Genomic DNA, 26897 nt, shown 5'->3' with positions numbered 1-26897 from the left:
AAAAAACCAGCTAACTCTGTCAGCCGGTTCTTCTTCTGCTATTCTTCAATGATTGCTGCAGTCCCATAAGCTATAATTTCTGCAGCATTTTGCATAACGGCTGAGGTCTGCAGCCGCATTCCAATGATTGCGTTGGCCCCTTTTGCCTTAGCATCTTCGACCATTCTGCCAATTGCCTTTTTTCTTGCTTCATCCATCATTTCAGTATATTCGCCAATTTCTCCGCCTACAATTGTTTTTAATCCTGCCAGAATATCTTTACCTATATGCTTTGTCTGGACTGTACTCCCCCTTACAAACCCTTTGATCTCTTTAATCTCTTTCCCGGATACAGTATCAGTAGTCACGATAATCATTTTGTTCTTCCTCCTCTTTTTCTCTCTTTCTCTCAGCTATCAAAACTATAAATAATGCAATAATCATTAAAGCATATAAAATATAAAACATAATCGCAGCCTTGATATTAATAAACAGCATGGCAATCCCGAAAAACTGGCCGCCAGTGGCTGCAAGAAGCAACATCTGCTTTAATTTCTTCATCCTTGCATCCCTCAATTAATCTTTTTTCTGCCAGATCTTTCTGACGAAAATCAAGTAAAACAGTGTCGGCATTGGCGCCTGAATTAAACCGATCATCCCCCACAGCCAATAATTGTGGCCGTTCTTTCTTGCATCAAGAAATAGAAACGTACTTTGTGCTATTAAAATAACTCCTACTAAAATCAGCAGCGGAAGAGATATTTCTTCATTGTTCATGTGCCATCCACCTGTTTCACGAAGCTGACTGTGCTATAGGCCATAATGAAAATTGTCACAGCTCCCTGCAGAATAAAAAATACAGATGGAACCTGATACAGCATGAATAATACTGAAGTTACAATGAGGAGTGCTGCAACAGTGAAGATAGCTAACTCCTTGATTAATTTCCTTTTCATTGCCTGTTTTTGCTCTGCAACTAAGTTCTCAAAAAATTGCAGATCAGGTGTATAAACCGGGATGGTTTCTTCCAGCGTTTCCAATCCGTCTTCTATCTCCTTGACTGCAGTAAATAATTTCTCATCTTGATGATCTTGTTCCAGCTGCAGCGCTTTCCTGTTCACCATGAAGCTTCAACTCCTCTCTAATAGACATGATTCCATTGTGCACTCTTGATTTGACTGTGCCTGAAGATAAATTCATCATTTTTCCTATTTCCTCATACGAGTAGCCATAATAATGTTTAAGAACAATAGGTATCCTCATCTCGTCTTTTAGTTTTCCCAATGCGGATAAGGCATCATTCCATTCTTCATTTCGGCTTTCAAGATGCCATTGCATGCGTCTGAAGACCTCTTCCTGTGCTTTCCAGCTTTTTTCTCTTTTTAACTTTCGCTTCTGATCAATATACAAATTTGTCGCAATGGTTATCAGCCAGGAGGAAAATTTCGATTTGCCATTAAACAGTCCGATTTTTTCAACACATTTGGCCATTGTTTCCTGAGCAAGCTCTTCAGCTGCATCGGGATTCATTGTGATTTTGATTAAATATTTTACCAGAAAGGGATAGTTATTTTTAAAAAGCATGGCAAAGGCGAGCTGATCGCCTCGTTTGGCACTTACTATAAGGTCTTTCTCCTCCATCAGCTTCTTTCCTCTCTTCTTATCATCCCATTGTTTCCTGTTGATTTCACTATAAGACGTTCAAGAGATGAAAAGGTTCATTATATTATAAAATTTTTTACATTTAAAAAGCCCCTATACAGGGACTTTCTTCCTTTTATTACATTATACTGCACCAGTCTGTTCCAAAGAATGTGCTTCACCTGTTTTTTCTGACTTTTTCGTCAATCCCGGGAGAACAAGGCTATAGAATACACCGACAAGTGCTAAACAGCCGCCTACCATCCAGTACAGCATTTCCACTTTGAGGAACCCCGGAAAGCTGATGGCAATAAACCCGAGTGTTATGGATTGAGAAAGCATCATTAATGGACTTATCCAGCCCTGTACTCTTCCCATCATCTTCGGATCCACAATACTTGGCATCCAGCCGCCAATTGCAATATTCACTAAAGGAAGCCCGAAAGCTGCAGCAAATAATAAAGTTAGGAAAATAAACGTGTTCTCTGCAAAAGAGGCAGCAATGATGAAGCTTCCGGATAACAGCAATCCGGCAATGATTAGCTGATAAAGTTTAAATTTTTGAGTAAGCAAGGAGGCAACAAAGCTGCCAAGCAGAACGCCAATCCCAAATGTTATTCCGAGCAAGACTGAATATTCCTCATAGGATTGCGGCTCAAGCTTATATTTCAGCATAAAAATAGGCATGACTGAAAATCCGCCGTTTACCACTCCGAAAACGAAGAAGCCCACAAGCAAGGCAGATAATAATTTGTGCTGAAGAATATATTTTATCCCCGTATTAAAGTCCTTAAAGACAAGCGGGATATTCAAGTCTTTAAGCCCATGTGTGCCATTTGGCAGACGGACTTCTTCTGGTATACAGCAGGATTTTATTAATAACGCACTAATGATAAAGGTAAGTGCATCAGCCACAATCGCCCCATATACTCCCACTGTCCAATATGCAAAAATGCCAAGTCCGTTTCCGAAAAGCATGAAAAGGCTCATTACAACCTGATTAAGGCCTGCAGCAGTTGTATAATCTTCATTTTTCAAAATGCCTTGGATCATTGCATGTTCAGCGGGAAAGAAGAATTTCTGAATGGCACTCCTCAGGAACAATACTGCAAATACGAGCGGCATCCAGCCAATAATAATAGTCAGAAAAAGCACAATTGATAAAAACGCGCTGATCCAATCACAATGATAAGCTATTTTCTGGCGATCCATCCTATCCGCAAACACTCCAACTAAAAAAAACACCGCCAGGGTCGGAACAGAGAACATCAATTCAGTTAATGTGGCGTAAAACGGCTGTTCCGAGAAACGATCCAATAAATAAAACATAAAAGCAGTTAAACCAATCGTGCTGCCCATCTGAGAAGTAAAGTTAGCGAAAAACAATTTCACATAATTGGCATTTTGAAAAATCCCTTTGAATTTCTTCATCCCTCTTACCTCAGTTCCCTGTTTATATCCCTACTATAAATTGCTAAAAACATTTGATAAAGCGGCTTTTGATGGTTTTAATCTCCTTCTGCAGACTGATGGTACCTCATCCCTAAATGCGCATGAATTAAAAAGGTAATTATTCACACTTGGAACCAGGTGGTTTACGGTTGTGGTCACCGGGGTAAATCCATAATACAACCACATCATTAATCAATTAATATATAAAATATTTTTTAAAAGGAGATTTTTAAAATGAAAGAAATTATTTCTACTAATGTATTAGTTCAAAACAAGTTCACAATGAAGAAAATGCTTGAAATTTACCAGGCATCCAAACAGTTTGAAGGCACCACCTATCTCTACAGCAAACACAAAGCGGTGGATGCCTCAAGCCTTTCTAAATTAGTGTCATTCCTTTTAACAGTTCAACCGCAGACGAGTCTGAAGATCATTGTGGAAGGACCTGAAGTCCAGAGCCATCTGGATCATATCAAAGATATGTGCAGCAACCACGTTTCTGTGCTTCGCATGTCAGAGAAACGCTTAATCAATACTGCTGAAACAATTCAGCTATAATTGACTATTTTATTGCAGAGTGAATGGAGTGAAAAAAAGATGATACGTACAATTTTTATGATAGTTGGAGCGATAGTGGTAATTGGCGCACTAATCAACTGGTTATTCTAAATTATTTCTATAAAAAAAGGCCGAATGGCCTTTTTTTATTTGTATGCAATAGCAATTGGCTGATAAAATGGAGACTCCTCAGGGAGCAGCCATTTCACCTGCCGAAAACCGGCTTTGTGCAGAAGCTGATTTAAATCTTCCCTTCGATAGGCCCTATACTGAGAATCTCTTTCAGACACAGACCATTCCCCATCCTTTTCCACCATTGTAAAATGCTTTAAATTATAAATATCAGAGTGCTGCTGCCAATCCCATAGTTGGAAGGTTATAGTGTGATTCCTTTTTGCAGGCAAGGTGGATGACGGCCTTTCTTTTAGTATTTCATCATAATTTCTGATAGAAAAAAGAAAAATGCCTTCCCCGCTGAGTAGACTGTAGATTTCTTTAAGGGCCTTAATGCATTCATTTTCATCGGTAAGATGGGGCAATGCATTATCCATAGAGAGGATGGCCTGGAAAGTTTCATTATAGACAGATGACAACTCCTTCATGTCTGCCTGAAAAAAAGGGATCTTCAGCTGTCTCTGTTCTGCTTCTCTTTTTGCCCTTTCAATAGACTTTCGGCTAATGTCGGATGCGGTTATTTTGTACCCCTTTTTGGCCAGAGCTAATGTCTGAGTCCCTATTCCGCATGAACAATCCAATAGAGATGATGGTTTTATTATGCCTTCTGCGGATAAAAGGTTATCTAATACATTACCCTGCCTAGCTATGGCACGATCCCAATTCTCAAATATCAAGTGATACTCTTCTGCTAGTTCATCATAGAATTTTTCTGCCACGTTAGATGACCCCCTTTTAAAAAAAGGGGCTGGGACAAAAGCATTTCGACCAAAGAAAAAAACGAACTATTATTCGAAATTCTGATTTAGAGTTTCGTAATAGTTCGTTTTTTTTATTTTTATTACTTTTTAAAATAGAAATCATTCGGCTTTAACAACGGACAATTTAGTTCTGTCCCAGCCTCCTTTTAAAAAAAACGAGTACAGTTTTTAACTGTACTCGTAAATAAAATTATTAATCATGCTTCTTTTCTTTATCTTTCTTTTTATCTTTTGGTTTTTCTTTCTTTTTATCTTCCTTTTTATCTTTCTTGTTGTGTTTTTCTTTTCCTTTATTCCATTTTTCTTTCCATTTCCCTTTTTCTTTTTCAATTTTTTCTTTTATTTTATCTGTTTCTTTCTTTATGTTTTCTTCCCAGGCTTTTCTTTGCTGCTCCTTTCGCCTCTGTTCCATCAGACCTGAAATATGAGGGACATTAAATGACTCTGCTTCCTGATTTTTCAGGGCTTCTGACATGATTGCCCTGAATATCGGAGCCGTACCTTCACTGCTCGAGGTAGTAAGATAATTATTCGCATCTGTCTTATCATGGCCAACCCAAACAGCGCCTACCAGCTGTGGTGTGTAGCCGACAAACCATTGATCTTTAACTCCGTCAATGCCTTCAATGGTCATTTGTGTACTGCCTGTTTTCCCTGCGACTTCCCTGCCTGGTATTTGGGCAGCTTTCCCTGTACCATGCTGAACTACACCAAGAAGCATGGTTGTCATTTTATCTGCAACATCCTTGGAGATGACTCTTGTATTCTCACCTTGCCACTCTGCTACAGTGACTCCATCTTTATCAACTATTTTTGAAATGGAGTGTGCTTCCGGCCTCTCGCCGCCATTTGCAAATACAGCATATGCCTGTGCCATGGTCAGAGGTGAAACACCAGCACTTGTGCCTCCGAGAGCAAGAGCAAGATTTTGATTGATGGCTTCTTCAGGTATGCCAAACCTCTTCGCCGCATCTACCCCTTTGTCCACACCAATCTCATCCAAAAGCCATACAGCAGGAACATTTAAAGAGTCCTTTACCGCTTCATACATTGGTACCTTTCCACGGAACTGGCCATTATAGTTATTCGGCTCATAATCTTTGCCGAATGTCATTCTTTCATCTTTAAGTTCATCTGTGATCTTCCAGTCCGCCTCCAGTGCTGCTGTGTATGGAACAATCGGCTTCATGGTCGATCCGGGCTGGCCAACTTTATGAACGGCACGGTTATGACCGAGAAGGGTATGTTCACCTCTTCCGCCTGCAAGAGCACGGATTCCGCCATTCTTTGGATCCAGCAGTACGGCTCCGCTTTGAACCTGCTGGTCTCCAGTACCTTTAGGAAATAATTGATCATTTGTGTAGGTTTCTTCTACACTGCTCTGCATATCCTGATCAAGCTCTGTATATATTTGATACCCGTCACTTAAAAGCTCATCAAGCGAAATATTATATTTATTAATCGCCTCTTCCAGAACCACGTCTACATAATATGGATATTTCCCTTTAAAGGGATCACCGCCGCTGTCTTCAAAAACAAGCTTTTCATTTTTTGCTTTTTCCCATTCCTTTTCAGTAATAAAGTTGTGTTCTTTCATACGGTCAAGGACGGTATTCCTTCTCTCAATTGCCTTTTCTTCATTTTGGTAAGGATTGATGGCTGATGGGGCCTTAACCAGCCCTGCAAGCAGTGCTGCTTCACTAACAGAGAGATCCTCAACCTCTTTTCCATAGTACTTCATCGCCGCACGTTTAATCCCCCATGCGCCTTCTCCGAAATAAACCTGATTTAAATACATTTGAAGAATTTCATCTTTGCTGTATTCTTTTTCAATTTCAAGAGCCAGGAAGAATTCTTCCAGTTTTCTTTTGTATGATTTTTCTGCAGATAATAGAGCATTTTTGGTCAGCTGCTGGGTAAGCGTACTGCCGCCCTCGACTATTCCGCCTGCTTTCAAGTTTGTAAAGAAGGCCCTGCCTATTCCTTTTAAATCGATGCCACCGTGTTGATAAAAGCGGTGGTCTTCAATTGCAATTACAGCATTCTTCATATGATCTGGAATTTGATCAATGGAAATGCCTTCATTTTTATTTGCAGAGATCTTGCTGGCTACTTCCCCATCAGCGTCATAAATGACTGTGGATTGTGCAAGCCCTGCTTCGAGTGCACTGATATCCGCATCCTTATATGAAAAATAGACGAAGCTTAAAGAAGCCAGGACCAAAGTAGATGCAAGCAATATGGATACCTGTGTCATGTGCAGCTTATTCCAAGTTGACTGAAACTTTTTAATACCTGATGGTTTCTTTCTCATATTTCCTCCAAATTCTTGCTGAATAATAATTTACATTTGTTCGGAAGTCTTCAGATTACACCGATAACAGCATAACTTCAAAAAATATGTTTTTAATAATATTTGTTTCCATGCTCATTTCTGAAGGTCATATAAAATTACCCTGATATTCTCAATGTTACACTTCTCTATGCTGAAAATGCGCATTAGAATTTACGGAGCCCGGTCATTTTTTATGGGGGTATTGTGTTTTCAAGCACTCTTGTATTTTTATGATTTACTCTTCACAGCGGAGGGTATATAAACAATAAGTTTCCTTATTATAAGAAGGAGTGATCATTATGAATTTTAATAAAATTGTATTGGGCTATGATGATTCAGACGGAAGCAGACAGGCATTGACATTGGCAATAGGATTAGTTAAACAAAATCCTGAAGCTCAGCTCCTGGTTGCTCAGGTTTTTGAAGAAACAGTTGAAAATATTCCCATAAATAATGAAAAAGCGGTAGAGCCTGTTAGAACAAACGGCTATCTGCTTGAAGGGATTCAGATTCCTCCTCTTCCGGTATATCATGATGAATCCTCTTCCAATACACACGCGAGAGTTAAGCATAGTGTTGACAATACTTTTTTCAATGCAAAGGAAATTCTTGAACCTTATAATATCAATGCTAAGTTCGAGGTTATTGAGGGAAGTGCGGCAGAAAGCATATGTGAATATGCAGTGGCCGAAAACGCTGATTTAATTATTGTAGGAAACTCAGGCAAAGGCGGAATTAAAGAGATGTTCCTTGGGAGCACCAGTACAAAAATTGCCAAAAATGCTCCTTGCCCGGTGCTTATAGCAAAAGATAAGGTAAATCTGCAAAATCCGTAAAATAGAAAAGCAGCCCGGCGGCTGCTTTTCTTTATTGTTGAAGATCTTTATTCTCTGCTGCCAGCTCCTCAAACCGTTCTTTTGAAGACATTTCATCGAAACTGCTGTAAATTCTAAAATGATCCTGGTCAATAATCCTGTAGTGCTGGCTGATGATGTTTTGCTGAAGAATCAAGCCGTTTCTTCTCTTAATTTCCCGCCACCAGAGCTTTCCGCCAAGAGTCTTTTCCTTCCTATAATCGATTCCTTCTCTGGCAATAGTCTCAAGGACTTCAAGCGGTTCATTTCCAAACAAAAACCGGACTGTTTCCGTTTCTCTGAATAATGCACAAACAGCTACTACTGTGGACCAGCCTGCCTCCGCTCGCCCTTTCTCTATTTGAACCAGGGTCTTTTTTGAAACGCCAATAATTTCGGCCATCTTATCCTGTGTGTATCCGGCCTCTGTCCGAATAAGACGTATCTTATCTGAAACTTTCAGTATAATTTCATCTCTAGTCAATGCAGCTTCATTCCTTTTTTGTTGTTGGTGTAAATTTACACCTGCCTTTATATTATAAAAGAAATTATGACAATATTTCAAATTAAAAACCAGCTTTTCTTTAACTATACCAATTATATCGAAAAAATGACTGTGCATTTAGTCACGAGTTGGGCATAATCTTCAGGGAAAAAATTACTGATATTTTCCATAAATTTAACAGAGGATTTTACAAAATTCTATCGAAATTTATTGGTTAAGTGTTACTATGAAAAAGTGGAGGATAAAATGACGATTGAAACAAATAATGCCATTTTGGAGCTGCTTCAGACGGAAAGAGAGAACCTTTTAAGGGAATGGAACGATAAAATACTCATAAATAGGGATGATCCCTTTAAAGATAAAATCAAAGATAACGGCGACGCTATGTACCAATTAGTTATTCAAATATTGCTAAAAGATGGGAAAGAACTTGAAGACTATATTCAGAAACTGGCCTACTCTGTCGCTGAACAGCGAGTAAAAGCAGATATTAATATTGGAGATTTTGTTTATAATGTCAATCTTGGAAGAACGATCATTCTCAATATATTGAATCGTTCCAAAATACATTTTCATGATCTCCAGAGACAGTACGAAAAAATCGGTTATTGTTTCGATAAATTTTTATATCATGCTGTGTCCAGATATACAGACGCCAAAGATCAGATTATAAAGGAAAAAACACAATTTATCGATTCCACCCATAAAGATAGATTAACGCTGCTGGGCCAGATGACTTCAAGCTTTATTCATGAATTCAGAAATCCGCTTACATCTGTACAAGGGTTTATACAGCTGTTAAAATCCGAGAATCCTTCTATGAAGTATTTAGATATTATTTCAAATGAACTGGAGCAGCTGAATTTTAGAATTTCACAATTCCTGCTTCTCTCTAAAAAGGAACTGATCGGAAAAGAAAAAATTGCTTTCTCTTTAAATGATTTAATAGATGAAGTCCTGATATTTTTGTATCCCAGTATTCTGGATGGAAAGGTTACGATACTTCATGATATGAAAGATGAAATCTATTTGGTTGGATATGCAGATGAAATCCGTCAAGTCTTCATTAATATTATCTTCAATGCCATTGACGTGCTTACACAGTACCGCAGCGACCCTGTCATCCGTATTAAAAGCAAATGGGCTTCGGATGGCCATATAAAGCTGGATATTTCCAACAATGGACCGAGAATTCCGGATCACCTGGTTAATTCTATTTTTGAGCCTTTTGTTACAACAAAAACACTTGGAACGGGGCTTGGCCTGTTTGTTTGCAGAGAGATAATTGAAAAACATCAAGGGACTCTGACCTGCGACACCGAATCAGACTGGACCGTGTTCAGCATAACTCTTCCAACTGAAAAACTGACTAAAGACAAGAGCTGACTCCGAACCGGGAGCAGCTTTTTTATCTTTCAAGCAAAGATGCCTAAATTATATTACCAAAAAATCATATACTTTTATTTTTTTCCAAATTATGATTAATATTATTTGCATTTTATTGAAGGAGGCTTGTCACTTGTTTTCATTAAAGGTAGATGAAGAAATAGAATTACAATTGTTCCAGCTTCATCATTCAGAAGAGCTTTTCGACTTGGTGGACAGAAACCGCACCCACTTAAGAGAGTGGCTTCCATGGGTAGATAATATGGCATCACCTGTCCAGTATCATTCAATCATTCCTATATGGCTGAAGCAGTTTGCCGATAATAACGGATTTAATGCAGGAATCCGTTATCAGGGAAAACTTGCAGGCTCTATTGGTTTTCACCAGATCGACTGGAACAACAGACAAACCAGCATTGGCTACTACCTTGCAAAAGGGTTTGAGGGAAATGGAATAATGACTCGGAGCGTGCAGGCCATGATCAATTATGCCTTTTTTGATTTAAAACTGAACCGCATTGAAATCCGCTGCGGTACCAGTAATGGAAAAAGCCGCGCGATCCCTGAACGGCTTGGTTTTAGACAGGAAGGAATCATCCGGGATGGTGAGTATCTATATAATCGATATCACGATCTAGCAGTATACGGACTTCTGGCAAGAGAATGGAGTGTTTAAATAAAAAGCCTGTGCTCAGGCTTTTTATTTTGCCCAGCATTCCGGACAGCATAATTTATTTTTCCTGATTACATCTCTTAATTCAGGGTATTTCATATAAAATAAATCCTTTATTCATGGTTTATTTGTAAAATTTATGAATATGGGAAAAGTACATATTATAAAGGAGGTGGAGGACCCTTTCATTTAGTGTAAGGGTTATATATGATCACCCTAAACCTGTTCCTGTTATTTTTATTAATTGCATTAACTGCTTTCTTTGTTGCATCTGAATTCGCCATTGTAAAAGTGCGAACATCAAGAATTGATCAGCTTGTGCTGGAGGGAAATCCTAATGCCCGTACTGCAAAACAAGTGATCAGCAGTCTGGATGAGTATTTATCTGCCTGTCAGCTTGGAATCACAATCACCGCACTGGGCCTTGGCTGGTTGGGTGAACCGACTATTGAGCGACTGCTTCATCCTGTATTTGAAAGTTTCAACTTGAAGGCTTCCTTAACTCATTTCCTCTCCTTTATTATTGCTTTTGCTGTAGTGACATTTCTCCACGTGGTCATTGGAGAGCTTGCGCCTAAAACCTTTGCCATTCAAAAAGCAGAGGCCATAACTTTATCTTTTTCAAAGCCATTAATTTTGTTTTATAGAATTATGTATCCGTTCATTTGGATTTTAAATAGTTCAGCGAGAGTGGTTACCGGATTATTTGGACTGAAGCCGGTTTCAGAGAGTGAGATGGCCCATTCAGAGGAAGAGCTTCGAATTATCCTGTCTGAAAGTTTAAAGAGCGGTGAAATTAATCCATCCGAATACCAGTATGTTGATCGGATATTCGAGTTTGACAATAGAATCGCCAAAGAGATTATGGTTCCGCGGACCGAGATTGTTACCTTCCCGGAAGATTCATCACTGGCAGAAACTCTCAATCTCATCTTAAATGAGCGATATACCCGCTATCCGGTAACGGCTGGCGATAAAGATAATATTCTCGGGATCATTAATGTTAAGGAAATCTTAACTGACTGTGTAAGAAAAAAATGTGAAGAAGAACGCCCTTTAAGGCGATATATTAAACCTGTCATCAGGGTCATTGAAACCATCCCTATTCACGATTTACTCCTTAGAATGCAAAAGGAGCGTTCACATATGGCGATTCTCCTTGATGAATACGGCGGAACCGCTGGATTGGTCACAGCAGAAGATATCCTGGAAGAAATCGTTGGTGAAATCCGGGACGAATTTGATGCCGATGAGCTTCCGCTTGTTCAAAAGTCAGCGGAAAACCATTATATCCTTGATGCAAAACTGCTGATTACAGAAGCTAATGATCTCCTGGGAACAACTTTATCTGATAATGAGGTGGATACAATCGGCGGCTGGATCATGACGCAGAAATACGATGTTGCTCAGGGTGACATTATTGAAGAAGAGGGATACAAATTTATTATTAAAGAAATGGATGGACACCACATTTCTTATATTGAAGTTGTGAAAATATAAATTACTTAAAGACCAGGAGCACAGTTTGCTTCTGGTTTTTTTCTGCTAAAACACGCTTAAGCTTTAACTTTTATGCTTCTATAAATTTTTTTATTTTTTTTGAATCTTTTTACTTCATATTTTATGAATAATTTCATAAAATAAATGTAATCCTTTTTTCCAAACTGCTACGTTTGACTGTATGGTTTCCGCTAACGTATAATTGGTTCTAACTATATCTCTTGTTGTAAAGCATTATTATGGAGATATAAGTATTCAAAGCAGAGGTGATATGATGGGGCTTACTATCGTATCGGCGAATTAGCCAATATTGCTAACGTTTCAAAAAGAACGATTGACTACTACACTAGCATTGGCCTAATAAAAGCGAAACGCTCAAAATCAAATTATCGCATATATTCAGAAGAAGTATTGTCTGATCTAAGATTTATTGAAGAATGCAAAATACTGCATCTTCCGCTTGAAGAGATTAAGAGAAAACTAGAAATGAAAACGAAAAGGGAGATTCAGACAGGGGAAGTTGAAAAGCACATCAACGCAGTCAGATTACAGATGAAACAACTGCAACAGGAAATAGCTGTGCTCATGCCCCTCATCAATACAATGGATGAGGAGCAGAAAGATGGCTTCTCCAGAAAGCTGACTGCCGAAAGTACTGCATTGCTCCGTTCCCTTTCCGGCTTAACAAGCTAATCCCATTTTTCACAAAATCAGGAGGTGACACCCTGCCCGTTCAGGCGGGATAAGGGGAACTTATTTGGACATATTAAACTTGGTTTTTATAGCCATTTTAATTGCTTTAACGGCTTTTTTCGTTACTTCGGAATTTGCCATTGTTAAAATACGAAGTTCCAGAATTGATCAGCTAATTGAAGAAGGCAATAAAAATGCAATTGCTGCGAAGAAAGTGATTTCGAATTTGGATGAATACCTTTCAGCCTGCCAGCTGGGAATTACCATTACAGCACTTGGTCTTGGCTGGCTGGGTGAACCGACAATTGAACACCTGCTGCGTCCGGTGATAAATAGTTTCGGTATGCCGTCATCCATTTCACATGTTATCTCATTCACCATTGCTTTTGCTTTTATCACCTTCCTGCATGTAGTTGTAGGAGAATTGGCCCCAAAGACTCTGGCGATACAAAAAGCAGAAGCGGTAACACTTTTAACAACACGTCCTTTAATCTGGTTTTACCGGGTTATGTATCCAATCATTTGGGCGTTGAACGGTTCTGCCCGCCTATTGACCAGCATGTTTGGCTTAAAGCCTGCTTCTGAACACGATTTAGCGCATTCTGAAGAAGAACTTCGCATTATTTTATCAGAAAGCTATGAAAGCGGCGAAATTAACCAATCTGAGTTTAAGTATGTAAATAAAATCTTTGAATTCGATAATCGGATCGCGAAAGAAATCATGGTTCCGCGTACTGAAATTGTTTCTCTCTCAAAAGATGATACACTTGAAGACTTTCTGCAAACCGTTCAGGAAGAGAAATTTACTCGATACCCCATTATAGATGGAGATAAGGATCATATCATTGGCATGGTCAACATTAAAGAAGTCATGACAGATCTAATTATGAACCGGGAATTATCATCAAGCACGCTTGAATCTTACATTCGTCCCATTATCCGGGTCATTGACAGCATACCTATCCATGAGCTTCTTCTAAAAATGCAAAAAGAACGCATACACATGGCCATCTTAATGGATGAATACGGCGGTACCTCGGGGTTAGTGACTGTTGAGGATATAATTGAAGAGATTGTCGGCGAGATCCGTGATGAGTTCGACATGGATGAAGTACCGATGGTCCGGAGTACGCAGGAAGGCCAATATATCATCGATTCAAAAGTTCTCGTCAGCGAAGTCAATGACTTGCTGGGTACCGGTATTAATGATGAAGATGTTGATACAATTGGCGGATGGATATTGACTGAGAATTACGAAGCCAAACAAGGTGATATAATCGAGCACGAAAAATATCGATTTAAAATTCTGGATATGGAAGAGCACCATATTAAGTATCTTGAAGTTACAGCAGTACCTGAAACAGAAGAGCCGGCACCTGCAAAAAAAATGCCCTTTACTGAATCAGAAGTATTGTCTTAAATAGACCAAGGAACAGCCCATTAGAAGGCTGTTCCTTTTATTTGTTCTTATTGCTCCCGCGGAAATCTAATCGTAAATTTGGTCCCTGCACCTTTTTCACTGTTGACAGTAATTTCTCCGTTGTGGAGCTGAACTAGCTGTTTAACAATGGAAAGGCCAATGCCAAATTCACCAAATGAATGATTGGTCCTGGATAAATCAGCTTTATAAAACCGCAGCCAGATCGACTCAATTTCTTTCGGGTCGATGCCTATACCCGTATCTTCTATTATAATCAATGTCTCATCGGTATCTTCTTTGCCTCTTAAAAATATGGAGCCATGCTCGGTGAATTGAATGCTGTTCTTTACAATATTCACCAGAATCTGAATCAGCCGGTCATAGTCCGCATACACCGAAACCCCTTCTTCAGCCTCTATATAAATCCCGTTACCTTTTTCCTCTGCCTGAATTTCCAATTGTTCCTTTACAATTTCAAATGCTTCCATGAGATCAATATCCATTTTATGCAGCTGTAGCTGATTGGAACGAATCTTCTCATAATCCAGATTTTCATTCACCAGCCGAATAAGCCTCTTTGCTTCCCTATCTATCAGGATCATCCCTTTTTCTGTTTCCTCCTCCGGGATCAGACCTCCCTTAATACCTTCAGCCAAACCGCTGATAGTGGTCAATGGAGTCCGAAGCTCGTGCGATACATCAGCGATGAATTTCCTTCTTCTATTTTCCAGTATTCTGATTTCTTCATTGGATTCCCTAAGTCTTGCTGCCATTTCATTAAAATCTTTGGCCAATTCCCCAATTTCGTCCATATAGGTATAAGGAACATTGATATCGTAGTTCCCGGATGAAATCATAGAGGCAGCATTCCTAAGATCCATTATTCTCCTGATCAGATTTTTAGAGAGAACCAGACTTAAAAGGATGGTCGCTGAGAGTGAAATAAAAATGGTATATAATAAAAATCGATTTAATTGGCTGACAACCTCCATAGCACCTGTTATTGGGGACAGAAGTAAAACTCCGCCAACAAGATTGCCCCCCTGCATATATGGCAGGGCAACCAATGTTACCTCCTGGCCGAAACGTTCTATATCATGCTTTACAGTTACTTTTTTTCCTTTCGAAATTTCTGCCCACTCGGATTTAGTCAGCTGAATCATCGGATCCGATTTAAGTTCAGGGTACAAGACCCTCCCTTTATGATCAAAGAGAATATATTTGATATTTCTCGCATCAAGCAGCTGGCTATATTCTGTCAGAAATTGCTCATCCCCCTCTATCCTGACTGTTATATCTGTCAGGATCTGCTCACCATAGGAATCGAGCTCTTCCACTTTATTTTCAAAAATATAATTCTCGACAAACTGGGAGAATAGAAGGCTTAATAACAGGAATGCCAGGATTAGGATGCTGACATGACTGATCAGCAGCTGATAAAAATACTTAACCTTCATTTTCCGCTGCCGTTTCATCGAATTTATAACCCACACCCCATACTGTATGAATAAAAGGCTGCTCATCCGTGCCTATTTTTTTCCGAAGCCTTTTTATATGAACATCCACAGTTCTTTCATCTCCATAAAACTGATAACCCCATACACTATCGAGCAGCTGCTCTCTTGTAAAAACCTGTTTGGGATGTTTTACAAGATAATACAGCAAGTCAAATTCTTTTGGAGTCAAATTCTTTAATAGCTGTCCATTATAGTATGCCTCTCTGGATTCTTTACTGATCTTGAAAGATTCACTGGCAACATAGTGGTGTTCATCTGTTCCTGCTTCAGCCTGAAATCTGCGTGTCACGGCTTTTATCCTGGCCATCAGCGTCAGCGGGCTGAATGGCTTGGTGACATAATCATCGGCACCCATTTCAAGGCCCAGAACCTGATCGGATTCGCTGTCTTTTGCCGTCAGCATAATAATCGGAACCTTGCTCAGTTCTCTTATTTTACGGCAGAGGGTCACTCCATCCATGATCGGAAGCATCCAATCGACGATAATTAAGTCCCATTTTTCTTTATTAAAATGCTCAAACCCCCGCTGGCCATCGTGAACAAAAACACCCTGATACCCTTCTTTCATAAAGAACATCTCCAGCATTGAACAAACACTTTCATTATCTTCCACAACAAGTATTTTCATTTTCCCTTCACCGCCCTGAACAGTCTTTTATTCTTAATGTAATCGAAATGAGTGTTTTTTTACAATTAATATCTCTGACCATAGTTTTTTCTATAAAATGTTGGCCGATTTTTTATTGTTTTGCAATATCTTGGGAAATGCTAAATACGAGTTATTATTTTGAAAGGAGCGAAATAAAAATGAATAAGAAATTTCTACTGCGAATATTATTTTGCCTTTTTTTAGCTGGTGGCACTTTATCGGTTAATGCCGAAACAGCACCAAGTGAAAAATCACCTGGACATCAGGAAAAACATGAGCACCATCACAGAATTATTGATGAACCCCTAATGAAATCCCTTCAGGAACAAGGATTCACGAAAAGAGAAATCTTCATAGCTGCCCACATTGCGAAGTTTTCAAATAAACAGGTTACAGAGGTATTGACTTTTTATAAAGAAAATAACTCCTCCTGGGAAAAAACAGCAAAGCAGTATGGGGTGGATATAGAGAAAATAAAAAAGCATCATCACCATCACATGGAAAAGTTCCTTGAAACGCATAAGGAAGCTGTTCTGCAAAAGGTCTCCGAGTATTCCGGAAAAACCCCTCAAGTGCTGCAGACTTACCTTGACAAAGGAGTCCCACTTCGTTTCCTTGTTTCAGGTGCAGCCGTGGCAAAAGCAGCAAACAAGGATCTGGATGAAATAATCCAGATGAGGGAACAAGGAAAGTCACTGTTAAATATAAAAACAGAATTAAATCTTGATAAAGAACAAATTCATGCTGAAATGAAAAAACTGATTGATGAAATTCACAAGGAAATCAGAAAGACAAAATAAAAAGTTGAAACCGCAGAGAGATATCTGCGGTTTCGTTTTATAAAAAACAATCTTATAATGAAAAAGAGAGGTGAATAAAATGACAGATAATAAATCGGTGTACCCAGATGACCTGGATGAAGAAACTTTATTCATGGTCTCACAGACCTTCAAAGCTCTATCCGACCCAACCAGACTTAGAATTCTTCACTTATTATTTCACGGAGAATACTCTGTTAATGAAATTGCCGAAAACCTTTCCTTGCTCCAGTCTACCGTATCTCACCAGCTTCGCTTTTTGAAAAATCTGCGTCTGGTAAAATTCCGCCGTGAAGGAACAACTCTATTCTACAGCCATGATGATGAACATGTTATAAGTTTATTGAATCAGGCTATTGAACATAGTCAGCATTCATGAATAAGCTGTCCTTAGGGCTTTATTAATTGCAGCTTTCATTATGGCCGGGACAGCCTTTTCTTTCTCCCTCCACTTGTATCGTGCTATGCTCAATCCCATATTCATCATGCAGCACAGACTGAGCGGCATGAAGGACCGCATCGTGCCCTCCCTCATTTTCAATTACAAGATGGCAGCTAAGAGAAGGAAAACCGGAAGTAATCGTCCAAATATGAAGGTCGTGAACGTCTTTTACATGTGCAAGTCCGAGGAGCGCACTTTTAATATCCTCTGGGTTCAGGTGGGCAGGTGTCCCCTCCATTAAAATGTGGAAAGACTCTTTTGCCACTCTCCATCCGCTTACAAGAATGAGAACAGCTACTATTATACTTGCAATGGGGTCGGCAATGCCCCACCCGAAGAAATAAATTAAAAGGGCAGCAGCTATTGCTCCCACAGAACCAAGCAGGTCACCAAGAACATGCAGAAAAGCGCTTCTTACATTTAAGTTGTGATCCTTATCCCCGCTCATTAATATGAATGCTGCAGCAATATTGACGAGCAACCCGACCGATGAAATCACGAGCATCCCCATACTTTGGACTGCCGGCGGCTCAAGAATGCGGTGATAGGCCTCATAGAAAATATAGAGAGAAATTAGGAGCAGGGTAATGCCATTTATTGAAGCAGCAATAATTTCAAATCGTTTATAGCCAAATGTTTTTGAATTCGTCGCCTTTTTTTCACCTATTTTGATCGCAAGAAAACTCAGACCAAGCGCAGCTGCATCACTCAGCATGTGCCCGGCGTCCGATAGCAGCGCAAGGCTGTTAGTCCATATCCCGCCAATCACTTCTACAATCATAAATAAAGCAATTAAAATAAATGCCCACATCAACGCCTTTTTATTGCCAGTGTGATGGTGATCATGTGAATGTCCATGTCCATGTCCATGTCCATGCCCATGTCCATGCCCGTGCCCATGACTGTGTCCCATGCTATACACTCCCTTTATATGAATATATGCTCATATATATTATGTATGACTTTGGCTTATTGTTCAATAATTTTTATTATTCCCATTTAATATAACTAAATGAATAGGCTCAACCATCTTCTGAAGAAATCAACAAAACATCAGAAAATTGAAAGAACTATTGCATGTAATGATAGAAATGCAAAAAAGGCTGCCTGACTCTGCAGGCAGCACCTTTCCCTTATGCTAGATAAACAAAATAACCCATAAATGCAATACACAGTCCATACATGATGGGATGAATTTCTTTTGGCCTTTTAAGTGCCAGCATTGTAATTGGGTATAAAATAAAACCGAGTGCAATCCCTGTTGCTACACTGAAGGTCAAAGGCATCATTAAGATGGTCACGAACGCAGGAATTGCGATTTCCAGTTTACCCCAGTCAATATGTTTTACCTCCATGGCCATCAGTGCTCCAACTATGATTAGTGCCGGCGATGTTACTTCAGCCGTTATCACACTGAGCAATGGAGAAAAGAATAAAGCAATCGTGAAGCATGCAGAGATGATTACTGATGTAAAACCTGTTCTGCCTCCAGCCGCAATCCCTGAGCTGGACTCAATCATAGAAGCAGTTGTAGAAGTTCCAAGCACAGAGCCTACTACTGTTGCACTGGAATCAGCCAAAAGCGCTTTGCCGGCATTAGGAATTTCATTATTTTTCATAAGGCCAGCCTGACTTGCAATTGCAATTAAGGCTCCTGCTGTATCAAAAAAGGCAACAAATAAGAAAGTAAATATTACTGCCAGCATTTCCGGAGTAAATACTTGATCGATATGAAGAAAAACCTCACCAAATGTCGGTTCAAGACTCGGAATGGCCCCCACGATTTTTTCCGGCTTATCAATAAGGCCAATTAACATTCCTGCAGCAGCTGAAATGACCATACCATAGAAAATGGCCCCTTTAACTCCTCTTACCATCAATATGATAGTTAATATAAAACAGAAAACAGCCAGCAGTGTCACTGGGGATTTGATATCGCCAATCGCCACAAATGTGGCATCATTTCCTACAACAAGGCCCGCATTCTTCAATCCGATGAAAGCAATAAAAAATCCGATGCCGCCAGCAATTGCATGCTTTAAATCCTTAGGTATAATGTTAATAATTTTTTCGCGTATTTTTAATAAACTTAAAATCACAAATAAGATCCCTGAGATAAATACACCTGTTAATGCGGTTTGCCACGGAATACCCATTCCGATGCAAACCGAAAAAGTGAAGAAAGAATTGAGACCCATGCTCGGGGCAATCCCGATCGGATAATTGGACAGCAGGCCAATTAATAAGGAGCCAATAATAGCCGAGAGTGCCGTAGCAGTAAACACGGCCCCTTTATCCATTCCGGCCTGGCTAAGGATAATGGGATTTACAATTAGAATATATGCCATTGATAAAAACGTGGTTAAACCTGCAATTGTTTCCTGTTTGTATGATGTTTCTCTTTCATGAAACCGGAAAAAAGATGACATGCCATTCCCTCCTTTTTTGGAAAATAAAAAAAGCTCCGCAAGATGCGAAGCTGCCATAAGGAAAACAGAAGAAAATAGCATGCCTATTCAAACAAGCTATATCCCCTGTAGTCAAGCTATTTACGGCAGCCCGGTAGAAACGCTCAGACCCTATCTCTGAACATATACAGGTAAAATGTAAGACACAGCACACCAATCAGTGTACTGCTCAAACACAATATGTTGATATAATGAAACCAATTCTAGCAAAATCACATTTGGACGTCAATTCTTTAATTTATTCTGAGAATTCCCTTTTATCTTGAAGTTGGTTAAAAAGATTTAACGTTAATTTTATGAGTTAATGGGTAAATAATAAGAAAACCCAACTTGAGGAGGCAGGCCGTAATGTTCATTATTTATGCAAGCTTGATTCTTATAGCAGCATCCCTGATTTTTCTCGGCATATATGCTTTTAAAATGTACAAGGATGCCAAACCCGCAATTAAGAAGCTGACAGCAATAAGCACTGTCATGCAGCTAAAAGCAGATCAAGTAAAAAATGGAGTTGACGAACTGACAGCAACCCAGAAAGAAATCCAAAAGGATATCAATATTAAGAAACAAACATTTAATAATACAGTGGATGCTGTTAAAGAAACACCGAAAAAAATAAAAAAGTGGTGGAACATTAAAATACCTTTTATCCATCATATAAAGTGAAACTTCAATCAGTGGGGGTCTTACTGCCCCGTTAGAATAAGACGAAATAAAACGAGGGCTGCGCCCTCGTTTTATTTCGTCTTATTTAATTGAAAGTGTACGATACGCTTCTCCATCCGATTGTACATTAGGATCTTTTTTATCTTCTTTCTTCCCCCTGCCCGGTTTGAATGTATTATTTCTGTGATAGAGAGCACTTATTTCTCCGCCAATAACAAGTGCAAGGCCGGTCAAAAAGAACCAAAGCATTAATACAATAACTCCGCCAAGACTCCCATATGTGGCTGAATAATTTCCGAAATTGCTTACGTAAAAGGATAAGCCAAAAGATATTATTTGCCACATAACCGTGGCGGCTATTGCACCCGGCAATACATGTTTGAAAGGAAAATGTTTATTCGGTGCGACCTTATAAAGAATGGCCAGAACTGTAACCATGATTACAAAAGCAACTGCCCATCTCAATATATTGATCAGAGTTTGCATCCCATCAGAAATATTTATAAAATTTCCAATCAAATTCAGGATCACTTTCCCGAATACAGGAAGAACCATGGCAACAATGAATGCTGCAAGCAGTCCAAGTGTTAAGCCTATGGAAACCAGTCTTGATTTTATAAATGATCTCGATTCCTCTACATCAAACGCATCATTCATAGCCCTTATGAAAGCCTGCATTCCATTAGAAGCCGACCATAATGTACCGATAATACCAAATGTCAATAGACCGCGGTTTGGCTTCGTAATGACATCTACCACATTATCCTTGATTACACTAAACGAATCAGAAGGCATTACACTCTGCAGATTGGTTAATGCTTTTTGAGGATCCAGTGATAGATATGGAACAATGGAGATAAGCAGAATTAATAAAGGAAAAATGGAGAGCATATAATAATAGGCTTGTTCGGCTGCAAGCCCGGTTGCCCGATCATTCTTAAACTCCTTCCCGAGCTTCTTGCCAAATTGAATAACCTTATGCATGTAACTATCCCTCCCCTATGCAGCTAATAGCTTGTATGTGTTTATTTCCCCGAAGAGCTTTGCACTAATCGTATTTTCATAAAATATTCAATCAGACTGGTAAAAAGGATCCCTAACTGATCTTTACAAAGGATTACAGAACTGAGCGCATTATTGTAATCCCGGAATCCCCCATCTAATATAAGAAATGTTATAATTAGATATAGTAATTGTCACACTTGCCGATTAATTGGTTTGAGCTAAAATGGCACAAGCAATCATATTATATTATTAGCTTATACAGATACTTGGATATCATATAAAATGGGGGTCATTTATGAACGTATCACACGAAACGGCTGTTGAAGCAAATGTACATAAAGGATTGACTAAAGGAAAGCTTGCAAAAAGAATTTTCTTCATCATAGTTGGAGCCATACTTATGGGCGTGGGGATTGAAGAGTTCCTTGTGCCAAATAAAATTCTGGACGGTGGAATAGTAGGCATCTCCATTATCCTCTCTCACCTGTCCGGCTGGCAGCTTGGCTGGTTTATTTTCATCCTTAACATCCCATTTTTTTACATAGGATACAAACAGATAGGGAAAACCTTTGCGTTATCTACGCTGCTCGGGATTGCCGTATTATCATCAGCCACCCTTCTTTTGCATGATGTTCCTGTTTTTACAGAGGATTTACTATTAGCAACTGTATTTGGCGGCATTGTTCTTGGTGTTGGGGTCGGCATGGTAATCAGGTATGGAGGATCCTTAGATGGAACAGAGATTCTGGCCATTCTGGTAAATAAAAAACTCCCATTCTCTGTCGGGGAAATTATTATGTTTTTCAATATCTTCATATTTGCTACGGCAGGCTTTGTTTTCGGCTGGAACAGAGCCATGTATTCCATCCTCGCTTATTTCATTGCTTTCAAAACAATTGATGTGGTGATCAGCGGGCTGGATGAATCAAAATCAGCATGGATCATCAGTGATCAGCATAAGGTTATCGGCGAAGCGATCCTGGCACGTCTTGGAAGAGGAGTTACCTACTTAAATGGGGAAGGTGCTTACACAGGGGATGATAAAAAAGTAATCTTTTGTGTCATCACTAGACTGGAAGAGGCAAAATTAAAAGCCATCGTTGAAGAAACAGATCCCAGTGCTTTTTTAGCAGTTGCTGATATTGCGGAAGTCAGGGGCGGAAGATTTAAAAAGAAAGCCATTCATTAAGATTCTTTGGTTTCTTCCAGAAACAGCTCTCCTTTATCTGAAGTATACGATTATTTTTTACCGGTTAACCATAGGTTAAGCATTAATGGGAACAGCATCAGCTGCTCCCTCCCCAAAATTATAATATATCCATCCAGATCTTAATGGATGTAGCCAGGATTAGTACAGCCAAAATAACCTGGAGAATTTTTGTATTTACTTTCTTTCCTGAAGCAGCTCCTAATGGAGAAGCAATTAAGCTGGCAATAATCATAATGGCTGCAGGGACATAGTCCACCTGTCCGGTTGCCAATTTGCCAGCTGTAGATCCAATCGATGAAATAAACGTTATTGCCAGTGATGTCGCAATCGTCATCCTTGTAGGAATTTTCAATACAACCAGCATAATAGGAACCAGTAAAAAGGCACCTGCTGCACCGACGATACCAGCCCCGATGCCGACAATTAAAGCAAAGAAGGCTGCAAGCCATTTATTGAACTTTACTTGATCCAAAGGGATAGCATCCAAGCCTTTTTTCGGCACAAACATCATGATTGCAGCAATTAAAGCTAAAACTCCATAAACAAGATTAATGCCGCCTTCAGTCATAAACCTTGAACCGTAGCTTCCGATTAAACTCCCGACTAATATGGCTGAACCCATATAAATAATTAGAGTTTTATTCAGATATCCGCCTTTCCTGTAGGCCCAGACACCTCCGATTGTTGCAAAAAACACCTGTACAGCACTGATTCCTGAAACTTCATGAGCAGAAAAGGCAGCTAATCCAAACAACGGCGGAATGTATAATAGCATTGGGTACTTAATGATTGATCCGCCAATTCCCACCATTCCGGAAATATAAGACCCGATAAAACCAATTAAAAATATGACGATCAAAAAAGTAAAATCCATGTGGCCACTCCCTCCTTTTAAGCAATAAAAGGGAGTTGAACCCCCCTTTTATCTTTTCAATAGATCAGCCTTTTTTTATCCAGAACTTTAACACTCCGTTGTCATCCTCATGTTTTAAAAGCTCATGTCCTGTTGACTCTGTCCAGGCAGCCAAATCTTTAACAGCGCCTTTATCTGTTGTATGAACTTCAAGCACTTGCCCTGATTCGATTTCTCCTATTGCTTTCTTCGTTTTTACGATTGGCATCGGACAAGCTAAGCCTTTTGCATCCAGAATTTTTGCTGCATTCATATTTCATTCCCCCAAATTTTATTGTTAGTTTTTGACAAAAGGATTATCTTACAGCACAGCGATTGGGACCGATTTCCATCTCATGCTGCTTTTCTTCGTCCGGGCTGATTTTTCCCATATTTGTTTCTCGGATTTCCTGATAAGCATTTGGCTGAGGAGGAAGATTTTCAGAAACTAACTTTCTGAACTCACCTTCGTCTTCGATATTTAATCCGTGATTTTCGGCAAATAATGTGCCAAGTTTTTCTGATACGCTGCCATCCTCATTCAATTCTTCAATAATCATGAAGTGTGCAGGCATAACAACTAATTCGTCTGAAAGGTCTTTATAGCGCTTATAAAGTGTTCCTCTTAAATCTCCAGCCCAATCCCCGGCTTTACCGGCAAGGTCAGGACGTCCGATAGAATCGATGAATAGTATATCACCCGAAAGAAGGTATTGATCGTCCACTACAAAAGATGTTGAGCCAATAGTATGGCCTGGAGAGTAAATAGCTTGAATGCTGATTTTAGCAGAACCAACCATAACTTCGTTTCCATCTTCAAGACGGCTGTATTCAAATGTTACTTCTTCAGCATCCTTAGGAGGAAGCCAGTAGGAAGCACCCGTTTTTTCAGCAATTTTGCGTCCGCCAGAAATATGATCTGCATGAAGATGTGTATCAAATACATGCTTAATCTCTGCATTCTTTTCTGCAGCAAAATCAGTAAATACGTCTGTCATTCTTGTTGCATCAACGATTGCAGCTTCACCGTTTGAAATCACCATGTAGGAAAGGCAGCCTTTTCCGATGCGGACAAATTGATACATTTCTCCGCCATCCTTTAAATCGCCCACTTTAACAGGCTCAAGATGTTCACTCCATGATTTCATTCCACCTGCAAGGTAAGAAGCATCGCGTCCTGCGTCTTCAAGCATTTCTGCGACCATGACAGAAGAACCTTCTTTTGCACACACTACCAAAAGCTCTTTATCAGACGGAATTTTATCCAGAATGGATTCTACACCATCAAGAAGGTCAAAGTAAGGAACATTCAAGTATGCAAAGTTTTTGCCTTCAATCTTCCAATCGTTAAAGTCAGTTTCATTACGTACATCAAGTATAAATAGTTCTTCATTATGAATAACCTTTTTTGTTACTTCACCAGCAGTCATTGCTTTCATTATTTTTATACCCCCTAATGTATAGTTCGCCTTAAAAAATTTTAGTCTAGCTTCGTTTCTTTCGGTCCATTCCATTCTGACATTCCCGGCACTACATTAATTACATTTGAGAAGCCTTTTTCAGCTAATACCTGGGAAGCCATATCACTTCGACTCCCTGTACGGCATACTACAAAAATCTTTTTATCCTGGTTCAGCTCGCTAATTCTCTCCTCCAATTCTCCGAAGGGAATCGAAATTGCATTGGGAATGTGGCCGAATGCATATTCTGCAGGTTCTCTGACATCGAGAACAACAATATCATCATTAGAGTCCATCTCTTTTAAAAGATCATCGTTAGAGGCAACAGGCTCAAAAGTTGAAGCTTCGCGCTCTTCACCTTCCCCTGCTTTCCGTATATAATGCTTAAGCACTCCTCCTTCTTCCATTGTTCCAAGATATTGGTGTCCTGAGCTTTTTGCCCAGGCCTGAATATCTGCTTTTGAACCTTTATCTGTTGCAAGGACCTCAAGCACTTCCCCCGGATTCAGGTTAGTTATTGCTTTTTTTGTTTTTACAATCGGCATTGGGCATGCAAGCCCCTTTGCATCTACTGAAGAGTTTGTTTTTAAAGTTTCCATTAGTTATTCCTCCTTATAACTTTAGATAAGGCTCTTTTCGTATAAATTGTTGTTTTTCGCTTATTTAATGTTGTCCGTTGATTGCAGCGAGAGGATGCTCAGCGAACCACGGGGCGGGCGGTGAACCTCCTTGACGCTGCGCGTCTGTAGGGTCTCACCTGTCCCACTACTCCCATAGGTCGTTGGCTACCTTGAGTAAACACCGCACGAAGAAAATGCGAATGCATTGTCGAGGATCTCGCACCTTCCGCTCCAATCACTCAGTAAATATAATATAAAAAGCAACAAACTTTGCGAAAACAGCCTTAGATAAATAAGTTGACATTGCCGTTTTCTGCATCTGCAAGATATGCAGCTACACCGGCATATTCCACACCATCAATTATTTCTTCCTGTTTGAATCCAAGAAGATCAACAGTCATTTGACAGGCTACAAGCTTAATTTCCTGTTCTTTTGCCATTTCAATAAGGTCGCTTACTGGCATTGTGTTGTGCTTTTTCATAATATCTTTGATCATCTTAGGACCCATTCCAGCCATATTCATTTTAGATAAACCCATTTTTTCCGGGCCTCTTGGCATCATTTTGCCAAACATTTTTTCCATAAAAGTTTTTTTGACTTGAATTGACTCATCTTTTCTCAAAGCATTCAGTCCCCAGAATGTGTGAAAGATGGTTACCTCATGATCGTAAGCAGCTGCACCGTTTGCAATGATATAAGCCGCCATCACCTTGTCATAATCTCCGCTGAATAGAACGATTGTTGTTTTTTTCTTTTCCAATCTTTTATCCTCCCCTTACCCTACCGGGTATTTTAATTATCAAAAATAATTTTATTTGTTTTTTATAAGCTTTTAAAGTGATTCAAAATACCTAACGGGGTATGCAATAGAGTATATTTGACTTTCTGTCAACACCTGTTATTGGCCACTTGCAGATCAGTAATCTAATGCTCCTTCCCAGTTCATCATACCACCAAGCATGTTAATGACAGTAAACCCCTGTCCTTCAAGAAATCGTGCAGCTAATCCACTGCGGTTCCCTGATCGGCAAACCATAACATATTCCTGATCCTTATCCAGCTCATGCATACGGAATTCAATTAATCCAAGTGGAATATGAATAGCTGAAGCTATCTTTCCTTCTTTTACCTCATCTGCTTCCCGCACATCAATGATATTTAATTTTTCTCCTGCAGCAAGCTGCTGCTCTACTTCTTTAACAGTCATTGTTTTCATTTAAT

General features: G+C 39.4%; 31 protein-coding genes and 1 riboswitch. Of the genes, 11 read left to right on the top strand and 20 right to left on the bottom strand.

What is annotated here, in order from left to right:
* Positions 1–38 precede the first annotated feature (38 nt).
* From M3205_RS11240 to M3205_RS11215, 6 genes are all read right to left on the bottom strand, one after another.
* A complete protein-coding gene (locus M3205_RS11240; protein WP_095243770.1) occupies positions 39–356 on the bottom strand; it encodes a YbjQ family protein in 318 nt (105 codons plus the stop codon).
* On the bottom strand, positions 337–540 hold the full coding sequence (locus tag M3205_RS11235) for a hypothetical protein (protein WP_251169991.1): 204 nt from the start codon (positions 538–540) through the stop codon (positions 337–339). The genes M3205_RS11240 and M3205_RS11235 overlap by 20 nt, the downstream gene beginning before the upstream one ends.
* A gap of 15 nt (positions 541–555) precedes the next feature.
* A complete protein-coding gene (locus tag M3205_RS11230) occupies positions 556–756 on the bottom strand; it encodes a sigma-Y antisigma factor component (protein WP_251169990.1) in 201 nt (66 codons plus the stop codon).
* Positions 753–1103, bottom strand: coding sequence for a YxlC family protein (locus M3205_RS11225; protein WP_251169989.1), 351 nt, complete (start codon positions 1101–1103; stop codon positions 753–755). Before M3205_RS11225 ends, M3205_RS11230 begins: the two co-directional genes overlap by 4 nt.
* Positions 1057–1620, bottom strand: coding sequence for an RNA polymerase sigma factor SigY (sigY, locus tag M3205_RS11220; protein ID WP_251169988.1), 564 nt, complete (start codon positions 1618–1620; stop codon positions 1057–1059). The genes M3205_RS11225 and sigY overlap by 47 nt, the downstream gene beginning before the upstream one ends.
* Before the next feature lie 144 nt (positions 1621–1764).
* The gene (locus tag M3205_RS11215) at positions 1765–3051 is read right to left on the bottom strand and encodes an MFS transporter (protein ID WP_251169987.1); all 1287 of its coding nucleotides are present in this window, start codon (positions 3049–3051) and stop codon (positions 1765–1767) included.
* A gap of 255 nt (positions 3052–3306) precedes the next feature.
* Between M3205_RS11215 and M3205_RS11210 the strand changes: the two genes are divergently transcribed.
* On the top strand, positions 3307–3630 hold the full coding sequence (locus tag M3205_RS11210) for an HPr family phosphocarrier protein (protein ID WP_251169986.1): 324 nt from the start codon (positions 3307–3309) through the stop codon (positions 3628–3630).
* A 146-nt stretch (positions 3631–3776) separates the two neighbouring features.
* Here the strand turns inward: M3205_RS11210 and M3205_RS11205 are convergent, their stop codons facing one another.
* On the bottom strand, positions 3777–4523 hold the full coding sequence (locus M3205_RS11205) for a class I SAM-dependent methyltransferase (protein WP_251169985.1): 747 nt from the start codon (positions 4521–4523) through the stop codon (positions 3777–3779).
* 235 nt (positions 4524–4758) lie between these two features.
* On the bottom strand, positions 4759–6879 hold the full coding sequence (locus tag M3205_RS11200; protein ID WP_251169984.1) for a transglycosylase domain-containing protein: 2121 nt from the start codon (positions 6877–6879) through the stop codon (positions 4759–4761).
* Between the two features lie 320 nt (positions 6880–7199).
* Here M3205_RS11200 and M3205_RS11195 point away from each other — a divergent pair, with 320 nt between their 5' ends.
* Positions 7200–7736, top strand: coding sequence for a universal stress protein (locus tag M3205_RS11195; protein WP_251169983.1), 537 nt, complete (start codon positions 7200–7202; stop codon positions 7734–7736).
* 31 nt (positions 7737–7767) lie between these two features.
* Here M3205_RS11195 and M3205_RS11190 read toward each other — a convergent pair whose 3' ends face one another.
* Positions 7768–8238, bottom strand: coding sequence for a helix-turn-helix transcriptional regulator (locus tag M3205_RS11190; protein ID WP_251169982.1), 471 nt, complete (start codon positions 8236–8238; stop codon positions 7768–7770).
* A 267-nt stretch (positions 8239–8505) separates the two neighbouring features.
* On the opposite strand from M3205_RS11190, the gene M3205_RS11185 reads away from it, so the two are divergent.
* From M3205_RS11185 to M3205_RS11165, 5 genes are all read left to right on the top strand, one after another.
* Positions 8506–9645, top strand: coding sequence for a histidine kinase N-terminal domain-containing protein (locus M3205_RS11185; RefSeq protein ID WP_251169981.1), 1140 nt, complete (start codon positions 8506–8508; stop codon positions 9643–9645).
* 133 nt (positions 9646–9778) lie between these two features.
* The gene (locus M3205_RS11180) at positions 9779–10321 is read left to right on the top strand and encodes a GNAT family N-acetyltransferase (RefSeq protein ID WP_251169980.1); all 543 of its coding nucleotides are present in this window, start codon (positions 9779–9781) and stop codon (positions 10319–10321) included.
* A 204-nt stretch (positions 10322–10525) separates the two neighbouring features.
* A complete protein-coding gene (locus M3205_RS11175) occupies positions 10526–11818 on the top strand; it encodes a hemolysin family protein (protein WP_251169979.1) in 1293 nt (430 codons plus the stop codon).
* A 291-nt stretch (positions 11819–12109) separates the two neighbouring features.
* On the top strand, positions 12110–12511 hold the full coding sequence (locus M3205_RS11170) for a MerR family transcriptional regulator (RefSeq protein WP_311315728.1): 402 nt from the start codon (positions 12110–12112) through the stop codon (positions 12509–12511).
* A 64-nt stretch (positions 12512–12575) separates the two neighbouring features.
* The gene (locus tag M3205_RS11165) at positions 12576–13931 is read left to right on the top strand and encodes a hemolysin family protein (RefSeq protein ID WP_251169978.1); all 1356 of its coding nucleotides are present in this window, start codon (positions 12576–12578) and stop codon (positions 13929–13931) included.
* A 47-nt stretch (positions 13932–13978) separates the two neighbouring features.
* On the opposite strand, the gene M3205_RS11160 is transcribed toward M3205_RS11165, so the two are convergent.
* Together M3205_RS11160 and M3205_RS11155 are read right to left on the bottom strand one after the other, a co-directional pair.
* Positions 13979–15388 (bottom strand): sensor histidine kinase, encoded by a 1410-nt coding sequence (locus tag M3205_RS11160; protein ID WP_251170004.1) that lies wholly within the window; start codon positions 15386–15388, stop codon positions 13979–13981.
* The gene (locus M3205_RS11155) at positions 15378–16076 is read right to left on the bottom strand and encodes a response regulator transcription factor (RefSeq protein WP_251169977.1); all 699 of its coding nucleotides are present in this window, start codon (positions 16074–16076) and stop codon (positions 15378–15380) included. Before M3205_RS11155 ends, M3205_RS11160 begins: the two co-directional genes overlap by 11 nt.
* Before the next feature lie 179 nt (positions 16077–16255).
* Here M3205_RS11155 and M3205_RS11150 point away from each other — a divergent pair, with 179 nt between their 5' ends.
* Positions 16256–16897 (top strand): hypothetical protein, encoded by a 642-nt coding sequence (locus M3205_RS11150; RefSeq protein ID WP_251169976.1) that lies wholly within the window; start codon positions 16256–16258, stop codon positions 16895–16897.
* Between the two features lie 79 nt (positions 16898–16976).
* The gene (locus M3205_RS11145) at positions 16977–17294 is read left to right on the top strand and encodes an ArsR/SmtB family transcription factor (protein ID WP_251169975.1); all 318 of its coding nucleotides are present in this window, start codon (positions 16977–16979) and stop codon (positions 17292–17294) included.
* A gap of 22 nt (positions 17295–17316) precedes the next feature.
* Here the strand turns inward: M3205_RS11145 and M3205_RS11140 are convergent, their stop codons facing one another.
* Together M3205_RS11140 and M3205_RS11135 are read right to left on the bottom strand one after the other, a co-directional pair.
* Positions 17317–18270, bottom strand: a complete 954-nt coding sequence (locus M3205_RS11140; RefSeq protein ID WP_251169974.1) for a cation diffusion facilitator family transporter — start codon at positions 18268–18270, stop codon at positions 17317–17319.
* Between the two features lie 220 nt (positions 18271–18490).
* A complete protein-coding gene (locus M3205_RS11135) occupies positions 18491–19786 on the bottom strand; it encodes an NCS2 family permease (protein WP_251169973.1) in 1296 nt (431 codons plus the stop codon).
* 88 nt (positions 19787–19874) lie between these two features.
* Positions 19875–19976, bottom strand: a riboswitch (purine riboswitch).
* Between the two features lie 197 nt (positions 19977–20173).
* Between M3205_RS11135 and M3205_RS11130 the strand changes: the two genes are divergently transcribed.
* Positions 20174–20488: a DUF948 domain-containing protein gene (locus M3205_RS11130; protein WP_251169972.1), complete on the top strand. Its 315-nt coding sequence runs from the start codon at positions 20174–20176 to the stop codon at positions 20486–20488.
* 81 nt (positions 20489–20569) lie between these two features.
* Here M3205_RS11130 and M3205_RS11125 read toward each other — a convergent pair whose 3' ends face one another.
* Positions 20570–21472 (bottom strand): YihY/virulence factor BrkB family protein, encoded by a 903-nt coding sequence (locus tag M3205_RS11125; protein ID WP_251169971.1) that lies wholly within the window; start codon positions 21470–21472, stop codon positions 20570–20572.
* A gap of 316 nt (positions 21473–21788) precedes the next feature.
* Here M3205_RS11125 and M3205_RS11120 point away from each other — a divergent pair, with 316 nt between their 5' ends.
* Entirely contained in the window at positions 21789–22682 is an 894-nt protein-coding gene (locus M3205_RS11120) for a YitT family protein (RefSeq protein ID WP_251169970.1), read from the top strand.
* Positions 22683–22800: 118 nt separating this feature from the next.
* On the opposite strand, the gene M3205_RS11115 is transcribed toward M3205_RS11120, so the two are convergent.
* From M3205_RS11115 to M3205_RS11090, 6 genes are all read right to left on the bottom strand, one after another.
* A complete protein-coding gene (locus M3205_RS11115) occupies positions 22801–23577 on the bottom strand; it encodes a sulfite exporter TauE/SafE family protein (protein WP_251169969.1) in 777 nt (258 codons plus the stop codon).
* Positions 23578–23641: 64 nt separating this feature from the next.
* On the bottom strand, positions 23642–23869 hold the full coding sequence (locus tag M3205_RS11110) for a sulfurtransferase TusA family protein (protein WP_095243726.1): 228 nt from the start codon (positions 23867–23869) through the stop codon (positions 23642–23644).
* A 43-nt stretch (positions 23870–23912) separates the two neighbouring features.
* Complete coding sequence (locus M3205_RS11105; protein WP_251169968.1) at positions 23913–25034, bottom strand: MBL fold metallo-hydrolase; 1122 nt, start codon at positions 25032–25034, stop codon at positions 23913–23915.
* Positions 25035–25075: 41 nt separating this feature from the next.
* On the bottom strand, positions 25076–25654 hold the full coding sequence (locus tag M3205_RS11100; RefSeq protein ID WP_251169967.1) for a sulfurtransferase TusA family protein: 579 nt from the start codon (positions 25652–25654) through the stop codon (positions 25076–25078).
* A gap of 305 nt (positions 25655–25959) precedes the next feature.
* A complete protein-coding gene (locus M3205_RS11095) occupies positions 25960–26436 on the bottom strand; it encodes a DsrE/DsrF/DrsH-like family protein (RefSeq protein WP_285886256.1) in 477 nt (158 codons plus the stop codon).
* Positions 26437–26592: 156 nt separating this feature from the next.
* Positions 26593–26892, bottom strand: coding sequence for a rhodanese-like domain-containing protein (locus M3205_RS11090; protein WP_251169966.1), 300 nt, complete (start codon positions 26890–26892; stop codon positions 26593–26595).
* Positions 26893–26897: the final 5 nt, after the last annotated feature.

Source organism: Cytobacillus firmus (assembly GCF_023715565.1).
Taxonomy (GTDB): Bacteria; Bacillota; Bacilli; order Bacillales; family Cytobacillaceae; genus Cytobacillus; species Cytobacillus firmus_C.
This window is presented reverse-complemented; position numbering and strand designations above follow the sequence as displayed.